Raw genomic sequence first — 16571 nt, forward strand, 5'->3', positions numbered from 1 at the left:
CCGTTCTTTCTTTCGTTCGTTCTTTCTTTCGACGGGCGGCGACGCGGTCGATCCGCCCCCCGCATCACCGCACCGTCTCTGGTCCGACGTTCGCCCGCTCAGCTGGCCAGCGTCAGTTTGATGGTGCGCAGGCACCAGTCCATCAGCGAGCCGGGCATCAGGCCGAGATACAGCAACGCCAGGCCGTTGAGCGACAGCACGAAGCGCATCGTACCGCTGCCTTGCAGTGCGTTGGTGTCTTCCGGCTTGTCGAAGTACATGAGCTTCACGACACGCAGGTAGTAGAACGCGCCGATCAGCGAAGCGATGACCGCCACGACCGCCAGCCACACCATGCCGGCCTTGACCACCGCCTGCAGCACGGCCAGCTTGGCATAGAAGCCTGCCAGCGGCGGAATGCCCGCGAGCGAGAACATCAGCATCAGCATGACGAACGCAAACCACGGGCTGCGTTGGTTCAGGCCCTTCAGATCCGAGAGGTTCTCGGCTTCGAAGCCCTGACGCGAGAGCAGCAGCACGATACCGAAGGTGCCGAGCGTCGTGAGCAGGTAGATCACGCTGTAGAACAGCGACGAACCGTAAGCGTCGGCGATGCCGTCGATCTTGCCGCCGACCACGCCCGCGAGCATGCCGAGCAGCACGAAACCCATGTGCGAGATCGTCGAGTAAGCCAGCAGACGCTTGACGTTGGTCTGCACGATCGCCGTCAGGTTACCGACCACCAGCGAGAGCACCGACAGGATGATCAGCATCTGTTGCCAGTCGAGCGCCAGCGGCAGCATGCCTTCGACGAGCAAACGCAGCAGCAGCGCGAACGCACCCAGCTTCGGCGCGCCGCCGATGAGCAGCGTGACGGGCGTCGGTGCCCCCTGGTAGACGTCGGGCACCCACATGTGGAACGGTGCGGCGCCCAGCTTGAACGCCAGACCGGCGACGATGAACACCACGCCGAACACCAGCACGATCTTGTTCACCGCGCCGGAGGCGATCACCTCGAAGACCTTGGCCAGTTCGAGCGAACCGGTCGCGCCGTACATCATCGACATGCCGTACAGCAGGAAGCCCGAAGCCAGCGCACCCAGCACGTAGTACTTCATGGCCGACTCGGTCGCGTTCGTCGATTCGCGCCAGACGGCGGCCAGCGCATACAGCGACAGCGACATCAGCTCCAGACCGAGATACAGCGTCAGGAAGTTGTTGCCCGAGATCATCACCGACAGGCCCAGCAGCGAGAACAGGCTGAGGACGTAGAAGTCGCCACGGGCAAGACCGCGCGCTTCGAGATACTTCTGACCGTAGATGAACGTGACGAACGTTGCCAGGCCGCCGAAGGCCTTGAGCAGATTCGACATCGGGTCGGCCACGAACACGTTGCCGAACAGGTAATGCGATGCCGGGTCGGCGGCATTGCACGCCCACAGCACGGAGACGACCGCGCTGGTCAGCAGCGCCAGCACGTAGTTCAGCTTGCGCGTCTGGCCGAGGAACGCGTCGCACATCATGATCACGAGGATCATGAGCAGCAGGATGGCCTCGGGCAGCGCAGGCAGCAGATTGATGTTTTGCATGATCTAGATTTCCTCCCCGATTACGGCAGCTTGGTCTGCGCCACGTGGGCGAGGAGGTTAACCACTGAGGTGTGCATCAGGTCGGTGAAGGGCTTCGGATAGATACCCATGAACAGCGTCAGCGCAGCCAGCACGGCCAGCATGAAGAACTCGCGCTTGTTGACGTCGACCAGTTCGCGCACGTGATCGTTGGCAATGGCGCCGAAAATCACGCGCTTGTACATCCACAGCGAATACGCGGCACCGGTGATCAGCGAGGTCGCCGCCAGCAGGCCGACCCAGAAGTTCAGCTTCACGGCGCCAAGGATCACCAGGAATTCGCCCACGAAGCCCGACGTCGCCGGCAGACCGCTGTTGGCCATCGCGAAGAGCATGAACAGCGCCGCGAACTTCGGCATCGTGTTCACCACACCGCCGTAGTCGGCGATGTTGCGCGAGTGCATGCGGTCATACAGCACGCCGATACACAGGAACATGGCGCCCGACACGAAACCGTGCGAGATCATCTGCACCAGCGCGCCTTGCATGCCGATTTCGCTGAACATGAAGAAGCCGAGAATCGCAAAACCCATGTGCGCGATCGACGAGTACGCCACCAGCTTCTTCATGTCCGTCTGCACCAGGGCCACCAGGCCGATGTAGACCACGGCGATCAGCGCAAGCGCGATCATGAAGCCCGACAGGTAGTGACTCGCGTCCGGCGCGATCGGCAGCGAAAAGCGCAGGAAACCGTAGGCGCCGAGCTTGAGCATGATGGCGGCCAGCACCACCGAGCCGCCCGTCGGCGCTTCCACGTGGGCGTCGGGCAGCCAGGTGTGCACCGGCCACATCGGCACCTTCACGGCGAAAGCCATGAAGAAGGCCACGAACAGCAGGATCTGCACGTTCATCGGCAGCTTCGCGGCGTACCAGTCCGTCAGCGTGAACGAGCCCGTCACGTTGTACAGATAGATCAGCGCGACGAGCATCAGCAGCGAACCGAGCAGCGTGTACAGGAAGAACTTGAAAGCCGCGTACACACGGTTCGGACCGCCCCACACGCCGATGATCAGGTACATCGGGATCAGCGTGGCTTCGAAGAACACGTAGAACAGCAGGCCGTCCTGCGCCGAGAACACGCCGATCATCAGGCCCGACAGGATCAGGAACGCGGCCATGTACTGCGCCACGCGCTCGGTGATCACTTCCCAGCCCGCGATCACCACGATGACCGTGATGAGCGCCGTGAGCACCACCAGCCACAGCGAGATGCCGTCGATGCCAAGGAAGTAGTTGATATGGAAGCGTTCGATCCAGCTCGATTTCTCGACGAACTGGAACGCGGCCGTATCGGCGTTGAAGTTCGAGATCAGCGGCAACGTGACCAGAAAGCTGGCCAGCGAACCGATGAGCGACAGCACACGTGCGCCGCCCGGGTTGCGGTCGTTACCCACCGCGAGGACAACGATCCCCGAAATGATGGGCAGCCAGATGGCCAGACTCAGAAGCGGTAGCGATTGCATTGTTATTGGCTCCCCCTATTACTTGCCGTTCAACGTCACAAACAGCGTCAGGAGCCCGAGCATGCCGATGATCATGGCGAACGCGTAGTGGTAGATGTAACCGGATTGCACGAAGCGGATGACACCGGCGAACCAGCCCACCAGGCGCGCGCTGCCATTGACCACGGCGCCGTCGATGAGACCCTGATCGCCCGCCTTCCACAGGCCGCGGCCGATCTTGAGCGCGCCCTTGGCGAAGACCACTTCGTTGATCTTGTCCATGTAGTACTTGTTGTCGAGCAGGTTGTAGATGCCCGAGAACCGGTTCTTCAGCGCTTCCGGAATGTCCGGACGCTTCAGATAGAAGAATGCCGCGAGGAGAATGCCCAGCGCCGACAGCGCGATCGGCAGCGTGCCGAACGAGTGCAGCGCCATCGCCACCCAGCCGTGGAACTCCTGGCCGAGCTCTTCCATCGCCGGGTGATTCTCGCCGATGAAGATCACGTCCTTGAACGCCACGCCCTGCTTGAAGAAGTCGCCGAAGAGCATCGGGGCAATCGCGATGGCACCGATGATGACCGACGGGATGGCCAGCAGAATCAGCGGAATCGTGACGACGGCCGGCGACTCGTGCGGCTTCTGCCCAGGCGCCAGACCATGATGGTGGTCGTGCGAATCCTCTTCTTCCTCGTGGTGCGCGTCGTGATCGTGGTGCGCGTGCGCCTGACCGAAACGCTCCTTGCCGTGGAAGACCAGGAAGTACATGCGGAACGAGTAGAACGCCGTGACGAACACACTGGCGACCACGGCGAAGTACGCGAAGCCCGAGCCCGGCAGATGCGAGGCGGCCACCGCTTCGATGATCGAATCCTTCGAGTAGAAGCCCGAGAAGAACGGCGTGCCGATCAGGGCAAGCGAGCCGAGCAGCGACGTGATCCACGTGATCGGCATGTACTTCCACAGGCCGCCCATGTTGCGCATGTCCTGATCGTGATGCATGCCGATGATGACGGAGCCGGCGCCGAGGAACAGCAGCGCCTTGAAGAACGCGTGCGTCATCAGGTGGAAGATGGCGACCGGGTAGGCCGACACGCCGAGCGCGACCGTCATGTAACCGAGCTGAGACAGCGTCGAGTAGGCCACGACACGCTTGATGTCGTTCTGGATCATGCCCAGGAAGCCCATGAACAACGCCGTGATCGCGCCGATGATCGTGATGAACGACAGCGCGGTGTCCGACAGTTCGAACAGCGGCGACATGCGGCTCACCATGAAGATACCGGCGGTCACCATGGTGGCCGCGTGGATCAGTGCCGAGATCGGGGTCGGGCCTTCCATCGAGTCAGGCAGCCAGACGTGCAGCGGAAACTGCGCCGACTTGCCCATCGCACCGATGAACAGGCAGATGCAGGCCACGGTGATCAGGCGCCAGTCGGTGCCCGGGAACGACAGGGCCGCGACCTCGTTGGCCTTGGCGAACACTTCCCCGTAGTTCAGCGTGCCGGTGAAGGCCAGCAGCAGGCCGATGCCGAGCAGGAACCCGAAGTCGCCGACACGGTTGACCAGGAACGCCTTCATGTTGGCGTAGATCGCGGTCGGACGCGTGTACCAGAAGCCGATCAGCAGGTACGAGACCAGGCCCACCGCTTCCCAGCCGAAGAACAGTTGCAGGAAGTTGTTGCTCATCACGAGCATCAACATCGAGAACGTGAACAGCGAGATGTACGAGAAGAAGCGCTGGTAGCCGGGATCTTCGGCCATGTAACCGATGGTGTAGATGTGCACCATCAGCGACACGGAGGTCACCACGCACATCATGGTGACGGTCAGCGTGTCGACGAGGAAGCCGATCTCGAGCTTCAGATCGCCGATGCGGGCCCATTCGTAGACCGTGGCGTTGAAGCTCGCACCGTTCATGACGTCGATGAACGTCATGACCGAGAGGACAAATGCGACCAGCACGCCGAGGATCGTGACCGTGTGGGCGCCCGCGCGTCCGACTTGCTTGCCGAACAGGCCGGCGATCACGGAGCCGACGAGCGGCGCCAGCGGGATCGCGAGCAGCAGGTTGGGATTCAATGTGGATGCCATAACAGCGTTCGCTTTTGTTAACCCTTGAGGCGGTCGAGATCTTCGACGTTGACCGTTTCGAGCTTACGGAACAAGGTGACCAGAATGGCCAGACCGATCGCGGCTTCCGCGGCGGCCACCGTAAGAATGAAGAACACGAATACCTGGCCGGCAATGTCGCCCAGGTAATGCGAGAACGCGACGAAGTTCAGATTGACCGCGAGCAACATCAGCTCGATGGCCATGAGCAGCACAATCACATTTCTGCGGTTGAGGAAGATACCGGTAATGCTGATCGCGAAAAGAATCGCGCCAAGCACCAGGTAGTGCGCTAGCGACAACGACATCATCCTGTCTCCTTATTCCGCCGCCGGCGTGTCGGCGCCGGTGGACTGCTGCCGTGCTTCGGCGGGCATCGACACCAGACGCACACGGTCGCGCGCCTTCACGCGCACCTGCTGGCTCGGGTCGGTCTGTTTGTGATCCTTGCGGCTACGCATCGTGAGCGCAACGGCTGCCACGACGGCCACCAGCAGGATCAGACCTGCCACTTCGAAGGCAAAGATATAGTCGGTGTACAGCGCAATGCCCAGGGCCTTCGTGTTCGCCACGTCCGGCGCCGAGACCGCCTTGACCGGCGCACGCGTGGCACCGTAACCGCGCATGAGCACCAGCGCCGCTTCCACGATCATGATCGCGCCAACGGCGCTCGCGAGCGGAATGAACTTGCCGAAGCCGCGTCGCAGTTCGTCGAGGTTGATGTCGATCATCATCACCACGAACAGGAACAGCACCATCACCGCGCCCACGTACACGAGCACCAGCATGATCGCGAGGAACTCGGCCTCGAGCAGCATCCAGATCGCCGCGGCGTTGAAGAAGGCCAGCACCAGGAAGAGTGCCGACTGCACGGGGTTGCGCGAGGTCACGACCTTCAGGCCCGAGACCACGAGGATCAGCGCAAACACGTAGAAAAGAAAGGTTGTGAATTCCATAATCACCGGGTGTCGCGAGAATTAGCCAACGTCAATTTGCCGTACCGGGCGCGCCATCGAGACGCCGCGCCCTGCCCTGCTTAACGGTACGGCGCATCGGCCGCCTTGGCCGCCGCGATTTCGTTTTCGTAACGATCGCCCACCGCGAGCAACATCTCCTTGGTGAAGTACAGATCGCCGCGCTTCTCGCCGTGATACTCGAGAATGTGGGTCTCGACGATCGAGTCCACCGGGCAGCTCTCTTCACAGAAGCCGCAGAAAATGCATTTCGTCAGATCGATGTCGTAACGCGTGGTACGGCGCGTGCCGTCGTCGCGCACATCCGACTCGATCGTGATGGCCATTGCCGGGCACACCGCCTCGCAAAGCTTGCAGGCGATGCAGCGTTCTTCACCGTTCGGATAGCGGCGCAGCGCATGCAAGCCGCGAAAGCGCGGCGACAGCGGCGTCTTCTCTTCCGGGAACTGCACCGTTACCTTGCGTGCGAACGTGTAGCGCCCCGTGAGCGCCATGCCCTTGAGCAGTTCCAACAACAGGAAACTGCCGAAAAAGTCCTTCATTGCCCTTACCATGGGATTCCTCTACTCCGTTCGCCTCAGCCCCAGATGTTCCAGGGAGACATGATCCAGACACCCACCACGATCACCCAGACGATCGTCAGCGGCAGGAACACCTTCCAGCCCAGACGCATGATCTGGTCGTAGCGGTAGCGCGGGAACGTCGCACGCACCCAGATGAATACCGACAGCAGCAGGAACACCTTGAACGCGAGCCAGAACACGCCCGGGATGAACGACAGGAAGCCGAACGGCGCACTCCAGCCACCCAGGAACAGCACCGAGGCCAACGCCGAGATGATGATCATGTTGATGTACTCGGCCAGGAAGAAGAGCGCGAAGCCCATGCCCGAGTACTCGATCATGTGACCGGCCACGATTTCCGATTCGCCTTCCACCACGTCGAACGGGTGACGGTTCGTTTCCGCAATGCCCGAAACGAAGTAGATGACGAACATCGGCAACAGCGGCAGCCAGTTCCACGACAGCAGGTTCAGCCCCATGCCCGCGAACATACCGTGCTCTTGCGAGCGCACGATGTCCGACAGGTTGAGCGAGCCGGCCGTCATCAGCACCGTGACCAACGCAAAACCCATGGCGATTTCATACGAAATCATCTGCGCCGACGCACGCATGGCGCCAAGGAACGCGTATTTCGAGTTCGACGCCCAGCCGGCGAGAATCACACCGTACACACCGATCGACGAAATCGCGATGGCGTACAGCAAGCCGGCGTTCACGTCGGCCAGCACGGCGCCCGGCTGGAACGGGATCACCGCCCAGATGGCAAACGCGGGCAGCACGGCCATCACCGGCGCAATGGCGTAAATGCCCTTGCTGACCTGCGTCGGTGTAATGACTTCCTTGAGCAGCAGCTTCAACACGTCGGCGATCGGCTGGAGCAACCCGCCCGGGCCCACGCGATTCGGACCGAGACGCACGTGCATCCAGCCGATGAGCTTGCGCTCCCACAGAATCAGATACGCCACGCACAGCAGCAGGATCACGGCCACGACGAGGATGCGGACCAGTGCCCACACCGTCGGCCAGGCCACGCCCAGCAGCTGCGTGCCGTATTGATTGATGACTTCGTTCAGGCTCATTTACGCCTTCTCCACCGAAATTTCACCGAACATCGCGCCAAGCGCGGCAGACGCCGGCGTGGCTGCCGGTACGCGTACCACGTTGGCAGGCAGCGATTCCGAGCGCGCGGCCGGCAACGTGACCACGGCGTCGCCCTGACGCACGCGCACGGCGTCGCCGGCGGCCAGGCCGAGGCTGTCGAACAGCGCGGCCGGCAGCGTGGCGCGCAGCGCGGCCTTGGCGTCGTTGGTCAGTTGCAGCGACGGGGCACGGCGCACCAGGGCGTCGGCCGAGTAGATCGGCACATCGGCCAGGCGCTCCAGGCCCTGACTCGCCGCCTTCGGCGCGACCAGCGCGGCCTTGGCGCGGTTGTCGAGCACCGCTGCCGAGAAGCCGGCGAGCGCTTCGTCACGCACTTGCTCGGCAGTGTCCTGCTCGAAGCCTTGCAGCTTGAGGAGGTTGCCCAGCACACGCAGCACCTTCCAGCCCGGGCGCGTTTCGCCCAGCGCGCGCACCACACCGTTGAAGTGTTGCGGCAGGCCTTCGGCGTTGATGAACGTGCCAGCCGTCTCGGTGAACGGTGCGATCGGCAGCAGCACGTCGGCGTACTCGAGGCCGTGCTTGAACGGCGAGAGCGAGACGACCATCTTCGCGGCGTTGAGCGCGGCGAGGGCCTGCTTCGCGTCGGCCGAGTCGTATTCCGGCTCGGCGTTGAGCAGCAGGTAAGCCTGGCGCGGTTGTGCGAGCAGTGCCGCCGCGCCCTTGGCGTTCGTGGCTTTCACGACATGACCGCCCACCGTGTTCGCGCCTTCCGTCAGGAAGCCCAGCGATGCGCCCGTGATGTCGGCGATCACCTGTGCGATGGCGTGCAGTTGTGCGAATTGCGGGTGCTGCACCACGGCGTTGCCCAGCAGAATCGCGCGACGCTCGCCATTGACCAGCGATGCGGCGATGGCCTTGGCGGCATCGCTGGCACTCACGCCGGCCAGCTCGACCGGCGCGGCCACGCCCTTGGCAGCGGCAGCCGCGACGGCGATACCGGCAAGCTCGCTCACCCAGGCGCTCGGCGCCGCGATGATCTTGTTGGCGAGCTTCACAAGCAGATCGTCGTCCGCCGCGTGCAGGACATTGAGCTGACCGCCGGCCTTGACGGCCGAGCGCAGTCGCGAAGCGAACAACGGATGATCCTTGCGCAGGAACGAACCCACGACGAGCGCGCTTTGCAGCTTGTCGAGCTCGGCGATCGGCAGGCCGAGCCACGGTGCGCCTTGCGTGCCGCCCGAAACGTCCGTTTGACGCAGACGGAAATCGACGTTCTCGCTGCCCAGTGCGCGCACGAACTTTTGCAGCAGATGCAGTTCCTCGACGGTGGCGTGCGGCGACGCCAGCGCGGCAACGGCGTCGGCGCCGTGGTCGCGGATGATGTCGGTGAGCCCATGCCCGACGTATTCGAGCGCCGTCTGCCAGTCGACTTCGTGCCACTCGCCGCCCTGCTTGAGCATCGGCTTGGTCAGGCGATCATCGCTGTTCAGACCTTCGTACGAAAAACGATCCTTGTCCGAAATCCAGCATTCGTTGACCGCTTCGTTCTCGAGCGGGACCACGCGCATGACCTTGTTGTTCTTCACCTGCACCACGAGGTTCGCACCCACGCCATCGTGCGGGCTCACGGACTTGCGGCGCGAGAGTTCCCAGGTGCGGGCGCTGTAGCGGAATGGCTTCGACGTGAGCGCACCGACCGGGCACAGGTCGATCATGTTGCCCGACAGTTCGGAGTCGACCGTCTTGCCGACGAACGACGTGATTTCCGAGTGTTCGCCGCGCCCCAGCATGCCGAATTCCATGACGCCGGCCACTTCCTGGCCGAAACGCACGCAGCGAGTGCAGTGGATGCAGCGCGACATCTCTTCCATCGAGATCAGCGGGCCCACATTCTTGTGGAACACCACGCGCTTCTCTTCCTGGTAACGCGATGCCGACTTGCCGTAACCCACGGCCAGATCCTGGAGCTGGCATTCACCGCCCTGATCGCAGATGGGGCAGTCGAGCGGGTGGTTGATCAGCAGGAACTCCATGACCGATTGCTGTGCCTTCACAGCCTTCTCGGAGTTCGTACGCACGATCATGCCGTTGGCCACCGGCGTGGCGCAGGCCGGCACGGCCTTCGGGGCCTTCTCGACCTCGACCAGGCACATGCGGCAGTTCGCCGCGATGGAGAGCTTCTTGTGGTAACAGAAGTGGGGAATGTAGGTGCCGTTCTTCTTGGCAGCCTGGATCACCATGCTGCCTTCGGGCACCTCGACCTTTTGGCCGTCAATTTCGATTTCAACCATAGCGGTTCAATGCCAAGCGTCAAAAGGGATTAGTGAGTGCCGACCAAGCAATGCTTGTGCTCGACGTGGTAGGCGAACTCGTCCCAGAAGTGTTTGAGCATGCCGCGCACCGGCATCGCCGCGGCGTCGCCCAGCGCGCAAATGGTACGGCCCATGATGTTCTCGGCCACCGAGTTGAGCAGGTCCAGATCTTCCTTGCGGCCTTCGCCATGCTCGATACGGTTGACCACGCGCCACAGCCAGCCGGTGCCTTCGCGGCACGGCGTGCATTGACCGCACGATTCTTCGTAGTAGAAATAAGACAGACGCAGCAGCGAGTTCACCATGCAGCGCGTCTCGTCCATCACGATCACGGCACCCGAACCCAGCATCGAACCTGCCTTGGCGATGCTGTCGTAATCCATCGTCGTTTCCATCATCAGCCCGGCCGGCACGACCGGCGCCGACGAGCCGCCCGGAATCACGGCCTTGAGCTTCTTTCCACCGCGCATGCCACCCGCGAGTTCGAGCAGTTCGGGGAACGGCGTCCCCAGCGGCACCTCATAGTTGCCCGGCAGCTCGACGTCGCCCGACACCGAGAAGATCTTGGTGCCGCCGTTGTTCGGCTTGCCCATTTCCAGGTACTGCTGCGGGCCGGTGGCCAGCAGGAACGGAACGGCCGCGAACGTTTCGGTGTTGTTGATGGTCGTGGGCTTGCCGTACAGACCGAAGCTCGCCGGGAAAGGCGGCTTGAAACGCGGCTGGCCCTTCTTGCCTTCGAGCGATTCGAGCAGTGCGGTTTCTTCGCCGCAGATGTACGCGCCATAACCGTGGTGGGCATGCAACTGGAACGAGAAGTCCGTACCGAGGATGTTGTCCCCCAGATAGCCGGCCGCGCGGGCTTCCTCGAGCGCCTCTTCGAAGCGTTCGTACACTTCGTAGATTTCACCGTGGATGTAGTTGTAACCGACGGTGATGCCCATGGCGTAACCGCCGATGGCCATGCCCTCGATCAGCGCGTGCGGGTTGTAGCGCAGAATGTCGCGATCCTTGAACGTGCCCGGTTCGCCTTCGTCCGAGTTGCAGACGAGGTATTTCTGGCCAGGAAACGCGCGCGGCATGAAGCTCCACTTCAGACCGGTCGGGAAGCCCGCGCCGCCACGACCCCGCAGGCCCGACGCCTTGACGTCCGCAATGACCTGCTCCGGCGTGATGCCTTCCTTCAGGATACGTGCGAGCTGCTGGTATCCGCCGCGCTTGACGTAATCTTCGAGATGCCAGTTCTCGCCGTTCAGATCGGCGAGAATCAGCGGTTTGATGTGACGATTGTGCAGCGACGTCATGCTTTCTCTCCGGCAGCGGCCTTGGCCTTGAGCTCATCGAGGAGCGCGTCGACCTTCTCTTCGTTCATGAAGCCGCACATGCGATGGTTGTTCACCAGCATGACGGGCGCATCGCCGCACGCGCCCATGCACTCGCCTTCCTTGACCGTGAAGAGACCGTCGGGCGTGATGTCGTTGTAGTCGACCCCCAGCTTTTCCTTCAGATAGTCGGCCATCTCCTTGCCGCGCGTGAGCTGGCAAGGCAGGTTCGTGCACACGGTCAACTTGAACTTGCCCACCGGGCTCGTGTTGAACATGGTGTAGAAGGTTGCCACCTCTTGCACCGCGACTGCGGGCATCTCGAGGTAGTCCGCCACGAACTGCATGACTTCGGGCGACAACCAGCCTTTCTCGACCTGCGCTACGGCAAGGGCGTGCATCACCGCCGACTGTTTTTGGTCGGCAGGGTATTTGGCAACGGCACGGTCGATTTTCTTCAGGGCTTCGGGAGAAAGCATTTCCGATCCGACTGTTCTCTAAAACGTTATCCCCGCTCGCGCCAGTGCGGGCAAGTCGATGTCTCGACCGCCCGCAACTCACAGGCACGGCTACTGGAACGGCAATGGTATCGACCTGCGAAACCCTGCCGAATTAAAACCTGCGGGCGCCCGGGGCGCCCGCTGCGCGTTTAGCGATCGATCTCGCCGAACACGATATCCTGGGTACCGATGATTGCCACTGCATCGGCAATCATGTGTCCCTTCGCCATCTCATCGAGCGCTGAGAGGTGGGCAAAGCCCGGCGCACGAATCTTCAGGCGATACGGCTTGTTTGCTCCGTCCGACACCAGATAGATGCCGAACTCGCCCTTCGGGTGCTCAACAGCGGCATACGTTTCGCCGGCGGGCACGTGGAAGCCTTCGGTGAAGAGCTTGAAGTGGTGAATCAGCTCTTCCATGTTCGACTTCATCTCCACCCGCGACGGCGGCGCCACCTTGTGGTTGTCAGTGATCACCGGCCCCGGGTTGGCCCGCAGCCACTTCACGCACTGGCGAATGAGGCTGGCCGACTGACGCATCTCCTCGACGCGCACCAGATAGCGGTCGTAGCAGTCGCCTTCCTTACCCACCGGGATATCGAACTCGAGGCGGTCGTACACTTCGTACGGTTGCTTCTTGCGCAAATCCCAGGCAATGCCCGAACCGCGCAGCATCGCCCCGGAGAAACCCAGTTGCATGGCACGCTCGGGCGACACCACGCCGATGCCCACCAGACGCTGCTTCCAGATACGGTTGTCGGTGAGCAACGTTTCGTACTCGTCGACACACTTCGGGAAACGCGTGGCGAAATCTTCGATGAAATCGAGCAGCGAACCCTCGCGAGCCTCGTTCATCTTCTTGATGGCGCGCTCGTTGTGGAACTTCGAGGCACGATATTTCGGCATCGAATCCGGCAGATCGCGATACACGCCACCCGGACGGTAGTAAGCCGCGTGCATACGCGCACCCGAGACCGCTTCATACACGTCGAACAGATCTTCGCGCTCACGGAAGGCGTAGAGGAACACCGCCATCGCGCCCACGTCGAGTGCATGCGAGCCGATCCACATCAGGTGGTTCAGCACGCGCGTGATCTCGTCGAACATGACGCGGATGTATTGTGCGCGAATTGGCACGTCCACGCCGAGCAGCTTTTCGATCGCCATCACATAAGCGTGCTCGTTGCACATCATCGACACATAATCGAGACGATCCATGTACGGCACGGACTGCAGGAACGTCTTCGATTCGGCGAGCTTTTCGGTCGCGCGGTGCAACAGGCCGATGTGCGGATCGGCACGCTGGATCACTTCGCCGTCCAACTCGAGCACCAGGCGCAGCACACCGTGCGCTGCCGGGTGCTGCGGACCGAAGTTCAGGGTGTAATTCTTGATGTCTGCCACAAGGCCACCTTAATGTTTCAGACCGGCGTAATGCGTTTCGCGGATGATGCGCGGCGTGATTTCGCGCGGCTCGATCGTCACCGGCTGGTAGATCACTCGCTTCTGCTCCGGGTCGTAACGCATCTCGACATAGCCCGAGGTCGGGAAGTCCTTGCGGAACGGGTGACCGATGAAGCCGTAGTCCGTGAGAATGCGACGCAGATCCGGGTGTCCTTCGAACACGATACCGACCAGATCGAAGGCCTCGCGCTCGAACCAGTTGGCCGAACTCCAGACGTCGATAAGCGACGCCACGACCGGCAGATCGTCTTCCGGCGCGAACACACGCACGCGCAGGCGCCAGTTGTGGGTGAGCGAAAGCAGATGCGAGACGGCGGCGTAGCGCGGGCCGTCGTAGGCGCCGTCGCCGTAGGCCGAATAGTCCAGGCCGGCAACGTCCATCAGTTGCTCGAACTTGAGTTCCGGGTGATCGCGCAGCGTGCGCGCGACGTCCAGATAGTCACTCGCCTTGACGGTCAGCGTAAGCTCGTCGAGGGCCTCCACCAACTGCTCGGCGCGGGCGCCAAGCACGTTTTGCAGGGTGGTCTTGAGTTGTTCTAGTTTAGACATGGGCGGTAGCGGTTATTTACGCGCGATCGTCGCAGTCCGCTTGATCTTCGACTGCAACTGGATGATGCCGTAGACCAGCGCCTCGGCCGTCGGCGGACAGCCCGGCACGTAGACGTCGACCGGCACGATGCGATCGCAACCGCGCACCACCGAGTAGGAATAGTGATAGTAGCCGCCGCCGTTCGCGCACGACCCCATCGAGATCACCCAGCGCGGCTCGGCCATCTGGTCGTACACCTTGCGCAGCGCGGGCGCCATCTTGTTGCACAGCGTGCCGGCCACGATCATCACGTCCGACTGACGCGGGCTCGGACGGAACACCACGCCGAAACGGTCCAGATCGTAGCGCGCCGCGCCGGCGTGCATCATTTCAACGGCACAGCAGGCCAGACCGAACGTCATCGGCCACAGCGAACCCGTGCGCGTCCAGTTGATGAGTTTGTCAGCCGTGGTGGTGACGAACCCTTCGCGCAAAACCCCTTCGATGCTCATATGCTTACCCTGAATCCTTCTGCAATGCAGCCAGTGACCTTGGCGGCCTTATTCCCAGTCGAGCGCACCGCGCTTCCACAGGAAAACGAAACCGACGAGCAGCTCAAGCAGGAAACCCATCATGGAGATAAAGCCCACCCAGCCGATATCGCGCAGGGCGACGCCCCACGGAAACAGGAATGCCGTCTCGAGATCGAACAGGATGAAAAGGATGGCGACGAGATAGTAGCGCACATCGAACTTCATGCGCGCGTCTTCGAAAGCCTCGAAGCCGCACTCGTACGGAGAGAGTTTTTCGCTGTCGGGTTTGTTGGGGCCGAGGAATTTACCGACCCCAATCAGTACCGCCCCAAGACCGCCACCTACCAGAAGAAACAGCAGGACGGGATAATAGGTTCCGAGGTTCAACTCTACCCTCTTTCGGTTAGTTCAAAGAACCGCTCTCGTCGATGGCGTGGGGACCAGAAAGCGGATGAACGGTGAGCACAAAATAAAATGCCAGCCAAAGCATGATCGCAAGGCTGGCATCGGAGAACTGTGGTGCCGACGGCGAGACTCGAACTCGCACAGCTTTCGCCACTACCCCCTCAAGATAGCGTGTCTACCAATTTCACCACGTCGGCATTCAAATTCTGCAATCCGCTGTCACTTACGAATCGCTTCAAGACCGCTATATTAGCGCCCTTCAGCATTTTGTTCAATGCACAAATCGAATTTTTTTCTACTTTCTTTACAGCTTATTACTTGTCAAAAACGCGCCGAAAATCACTTCGGCACGTCTTGCGGATTCACCGCCGAAGCCGGGGCCGGGGCGCTTGCCGCAACGGGTGCAGAAGCCGCGGTCGGCGACGTCGCAGCAGGCAAATTGCCAAGGACACCGATATTTGCCGTCGGCTTGTAGGAGCCGAGATACGTCAGCCCCAGCGTCGTCACGAAGAACACGGCCGCCAGAACCGCCGTGGTGCGCGACAGGAAGTTGGCCGAGCCCGATGCCCCAAAGAGACTGCCCGACGAGCCGCTGCCGAACGCAGCCCCCATGTCGGCACCCTTGCCATGCTGCAACAACACCAGACCGATGATGCCCAGTGCGGAAAGCACCTGCACCACGATCAACAACGTTTTCAACAACCCCATCTCATCACCCGTGTAGAAGAATCCAATTTGCAGTGCATTTTGCTGCACTGCGTCATGACTATTTCATGCCGTTACGCTCAACGGCGACGACCTCAGCGCGACAGGGCCGCCTCGCAGATCGCCAGAAAATCGATTGCTTTCAACGCCGCACCGCCGATCAGACCGCCGTCGACGTCTCCCATTGAAAACAGCTCGGCCGCGTTGTCCGGCTTCACACTGCCGCCGTACAACACTGCCACATCCGATACCGCCTCACCCTTCGCGCGCAGCAGCGAACGCAGGTGGGCGTGCACTTCCTGCGCCTGGGCCGACGTCGCCGTCTTGCCCGTACCAATCGCCCAGACGGGCTCATAGGCCACGACGATCTGCGCGGCCTGCTCCGAAGAGAGCGATGCGAGCACCGCCTCGAGCTGACGCGCTACCACCGCCTTCGTCTCGCCCGCCTCGCGCTCCGCCAGCGTTTCACCCACACAAACGATCGGCGTCATGCCGGCGTCGAGCACACGATTCGCCTTGGCCGCCACGCTCGCATCGGTTTCGCCGTGATACAGGCGACGCTCCGAGTGACCAACGATCACGAAGCGCGCCCCGAACTCGGCAACCATCGCCGCGGCGACCTCGCCCGTGAAGGCGCCGCTCACGTGAGCGGACACATCCTGAGCGCCGAAGCCCAACACCTGCCCGGACAGACGTGCCTGGCACTGCGCGAGATAAGGGAACGGCACGCACACGGCCGCAGTCACCCCCGGCGCACTCAGCACCGGCGAGGCCAGCAGGTCGCCCAGCAATGCCTCGTTGCCGGCCAGGCTGCCGTGCAGTTTCCAATTGCCCACGACGAGCTTGCCAGCCTTGCGGCTAATGGTGCGAGCCGAAGCTGCGGTACCAGTTGTCACGCCTTATCCCCCAATGCGTATGGACGAAAAACCTCTCATTCTAGTGCGTGTGGGGCATGGGGGTCAATTTCGCCGGCTTTCGAACGCAAGAACCCGCATGATTCCAGGCTTCC

16 protein-coding genes and 1 tRNA gene are annotated in these 16571 nt (G+C 61.9%); all 17 read right to left on the reverse strand.

The features are described 5' to 3' along the window. Nucleotides 1-98: 98 nt before the first annotated feature. The gene (gene nuoN, locus LV28_RS39170; protein ID WP_023596637.1) at nt 99-1568 is read right to left on the reverse strand and encodes an NADH-quinone oxidoreductase subunit NuoN; all 1470 of its coding nucleotides are present in this window, start codon (nt 1566-1568) and stop codon (nt 99-101) included. Between the two features lie 20 nt (nt 1569-1588). Then, the gene (locus LV28_RS39175) at nt 1589-3070 is read right to left on the reverse strand and encodes an NADH-quinone oxidoreductase subunit M (protein ID WP_023596638.1); all 1482 of its coding nucleotides are present in this window, start codon (nt 3068-3070) and stop codon (nt 1589-1591) included. Nucleotides 3071-3088: 18 nt separating this feature from the next. Then, nucleotides 3089-5140 (reverse strand): NADH-quinone oxidoreductase subunit L, encoded by a 2052-nt coding sequence (gene nuoL / locus LV28_RS39180; RefSeq protein ID WP_023596639.1) that lies wholly within the window; start codon nt 5138-5140, stop codon nt 3089-3091. A gap of 17 nt (nt 5141-5157) precedes the next feature. Continuing rightward, the gene (gene nuoK / locus LV28_RS39185; protein ID WP_023596640.1) at nt 5158-5469 is read right to left on the reverse strand and encodes an NADH-quinone oxidoreductase subunit NuoK; all 312 of its coding nucleotides are present in this window, start codon (nt 5467-5469) and stop codon (nt 5158-5160) included. Between the two features lie 9 nt (nt 5470-5478). Beyond that, a complete protein-coding gene (locus LV28_RS39190) occupies nt 5479-6114 on the reverse strand; it encodes an NADH-quinone oxidoreductase subunit J (protein WP_023596641.1) in 636 nt (211 codons plus the stop codon). Nucleotides 6115-6194: 80 nt separating this feature from the next. Further along, the gene (gene nuoI / locus LV28_RS39195; RefSeq protein ID WP_024788717.1) at nt 6195-6686 is read right to left on the reverse strand and encodes an NADH-quinone oxidoreductase subunit NuoI; all 492 of its coding nucleotides are present in this window, start codon (nt 6684-6686) and stop codon (nt 6195-6197) included. Between the two features lie 23 nt (nt 6687-6709). After that, nucleotides 6710-7774, reverse strand: coding sequence for an NADH-quinone oxidoreductase subunit NuoH (gene nuoH, locus LV28_RS39200; protein WP_023596643.1), 1065 nt, complete (start codon nt 7772-7774; stop codon nt 6710-6712). Continuing rightward, a complete protein-coding gene (nuoG, locus tag LV28_RS39205; protein WP_038620708.1) occupies nt 7775-10087 on the reverse strand; it encodes an NADH-quinone oxidoreductase subunit NuoG in 2313 nt (770 codons plus the stop codon). A 29-nt stretch (nt 10088-10116) separates the two neighbouring features. Then, nucleotides 10117-11409 (reverse strand): NADH-quinone oxidoreductase subunit NuoF, encoded by a 1293-nt coding sequence (gene nuoF, locus LV28_RS39210; protein WP_038620705.1) that lies wholly within the window; start codon nt 11407-11409, stop codon nt 10117-10119. Then, nucleotides 11406-11906 (reverse strand): NADH-quinone oxidoreductase subunit NuoE, encoded by a 501-nt coding sequence (gene nuoE, locus LV28_RS39215; protein WP_023596646.1) that lies wholly within the window; start codon nt 11904-11906, stop codon nt 11406-11408. The genes nuoF and nuoE overlap by 4 nt, the downstream gene beginning before the upstream one ends. Before the next feature lie 170 nt (nt 11907-12076). Further along, the gene (locus tag LV28_RS39220; protein WP_023596647.1) at nt 12077-13330 is read right to left on the reverse strand and encodes an NADH-quinone oxidoreductase subunit D; all 1254 of its coding nucleotides are present in this window, start codon (nt 13328-13330) and stop codon (nt 12077-12079) included. 9 nt (nt 13331-13339) lie between these two features. Beyond that, the gene (locus LV28_RS39225; RefSeq protein ID WP_023596648.1) at nt 13340-13939 is read right to left on the reverse strand and encodes an NADH-quinone oxidoreductase subunit C; all 600 of its coding nucleotides are present in this window, start codon (nt 13937-13939) and stop codon (nt 13340-13342) included. A 12-nt stretch (nt 13940-13951) separates the two neighbouring features. After that, nucleotides 13952-14431: a NuoB/complex I 20 kDa subunit family protein gene (locus tag LV28_RS39230; RefSeq protein WP_010807413.1), complete on the reverse strand. Its 480-nt coding sequence runs from the start codon at nt 14429-14431 to the stop codon at nt 13952-13954. A gap of 48 nt (nt 14432-14479) precedes the next feature. Then, nucleotides 14480-14839, reverse strand: coding sequence for an NADH-quinone oxidoreductase subunit A (locus LV28_RS39235; RefSeq protein WP_010807414.1), 360 nt, complete (start codon nt 14837-14839; stop codon nt 14480-14482). Between the two features lie 130 nt (nt 14840-14969). Next, nucleotides 14970-15054, reverse strand: a tRNA-Leu gene (locus LV28_RS39240). 142 nt (nt 15055-15196) lie between these two features. After that, complete coding sequence (gene secG / locus LV28_RS39245) at nt 15197-15565, reverse strand: preprotein translocase subunit SecG (protein ID WP_023873862.1); 369 nt, start codon at nt 15563-15565, stop codon at nt 15197-15199. A 92-nt stretch (nt 15566-15657) separates the two neighbouring features. Beyond that, entirely contained in the window at nt 15658-16425 is a 768-nt protein-coding gene (gene tpiA / locus LV28_RS39250; RefSeq protein WP_031627316.1) for a triose-phosphate isomerase, read from the reverse strand. Between the last annotated feature and the right edge of the window lie 146 nt (nt 16426-16571).

Origin of the sequence: Pandoraea pnomenusa (genome assembly GCF_000767615.3) — a bacterium.
GTDB classification, from domain to species: Bacteria; Pseudomonadota; Gammaproteobacteria; order Burkholderiales; family Burkholderiaceae; genus Pandoraea; species Pandoraea pnomenusa.

What these genes read in the sequence shown, in the direction of transcription:
- nuoN (WP_023596637.1), bottom strand. Translation starts at nt 1,568, where the DNA reads ATGCAAAACATCAATCTGCTGCCTGCGCTGCCCGAGGCCATCCTGCTG.
- LV28_RS39175 (WP_023596638.1), bottom strand. Translation starts at nt 3,070, where the DNA reads ATGCAATCGCTACCGCTTCTGAGTCTGGCCATCTGGCTGCCCATCATT.
- nuoL (WP_023596639.1), bottom strand. Translation starts at nt 5,140, where the DNA reads ATGGCATCCACATTGAATCCCAACCTGCTGCTCGCGATCCCGCTGGCG.
- nuoK (WP_023596640.1), bottom strand. Translation starts at nt 5,469, where the DNA reads ATGATGTCGTTGTCGCTAGCGCACTACCTGGTGCTTGGCGCGATTCTT.
- LV28_RS39190 (WP_023596641.1), bottom strand. Translation starts at nt 6,114, where the DNA reads ATGGAATTCACAACCTTTCTTTTCTACGTGTTTGCGCTGATCCTCGTG.
- nuoI (WP_024788717.1), bottom strand. Translation starts at nt 6,686, where the DNA reads ATGGTAAGGGCAATGAAGGACTTTTTCGGCAGTTTCCTGTTGTTGGAA.
- nuoH (WP_023596643.1), bottom strand. Translation starts at nt 7,774, where the DNA reads ATGAGCCTGAACGAAGTCATCAATCAATACGGCACGCAGCTGCTGGGC.
- nuoG (WP_038620708.1), bottom strand. Translation starts at nt 10,087, where the DNA reads ATGGTTGAAATCGAAATTGACGGCCAAAAGGTCGAGGTGCCCGAAGGC.
- nuoF (WP_038620705.1), bottom strand. Translation starts at nt 11,409, where the DNA reads ATGACGTCGCTGCACAATCGTCACATCAAACCGCTGATTCTCGCCGAT.
- nuoE (WP_023596646.1), bottom strand. Translation starts at nt 11,906, where the DNA reads ATGCTTTCTCCCGAAGCCCTGAAGAAAATCGACCGTGCCGTTGCCAAA.
- LV28_RS39225 (WP_023596648.1), bottom strand. Translation starts at nt 13,939, where the DNA reads ATGTCTAAACTAGAACAACTCAAGACCACCCTGCAAAACGTGCTTGGC.
- LV28_RS39230 (WP_010807413.1), bottom strand. Translation starts at nt 14,431, where the DNA reads ATGAGCATCGAAGGGGTTTTGCGCGAAGGGTTCGTCACCACCACGGCT.
- secG (WP_023873862.1), bottom strand. Translation starts at nt 15,565, where the DNA reads ATGGGGTTGTTGAAAACGTTGTTGATCGTGGTGCAGGTGCTTTCCGCA.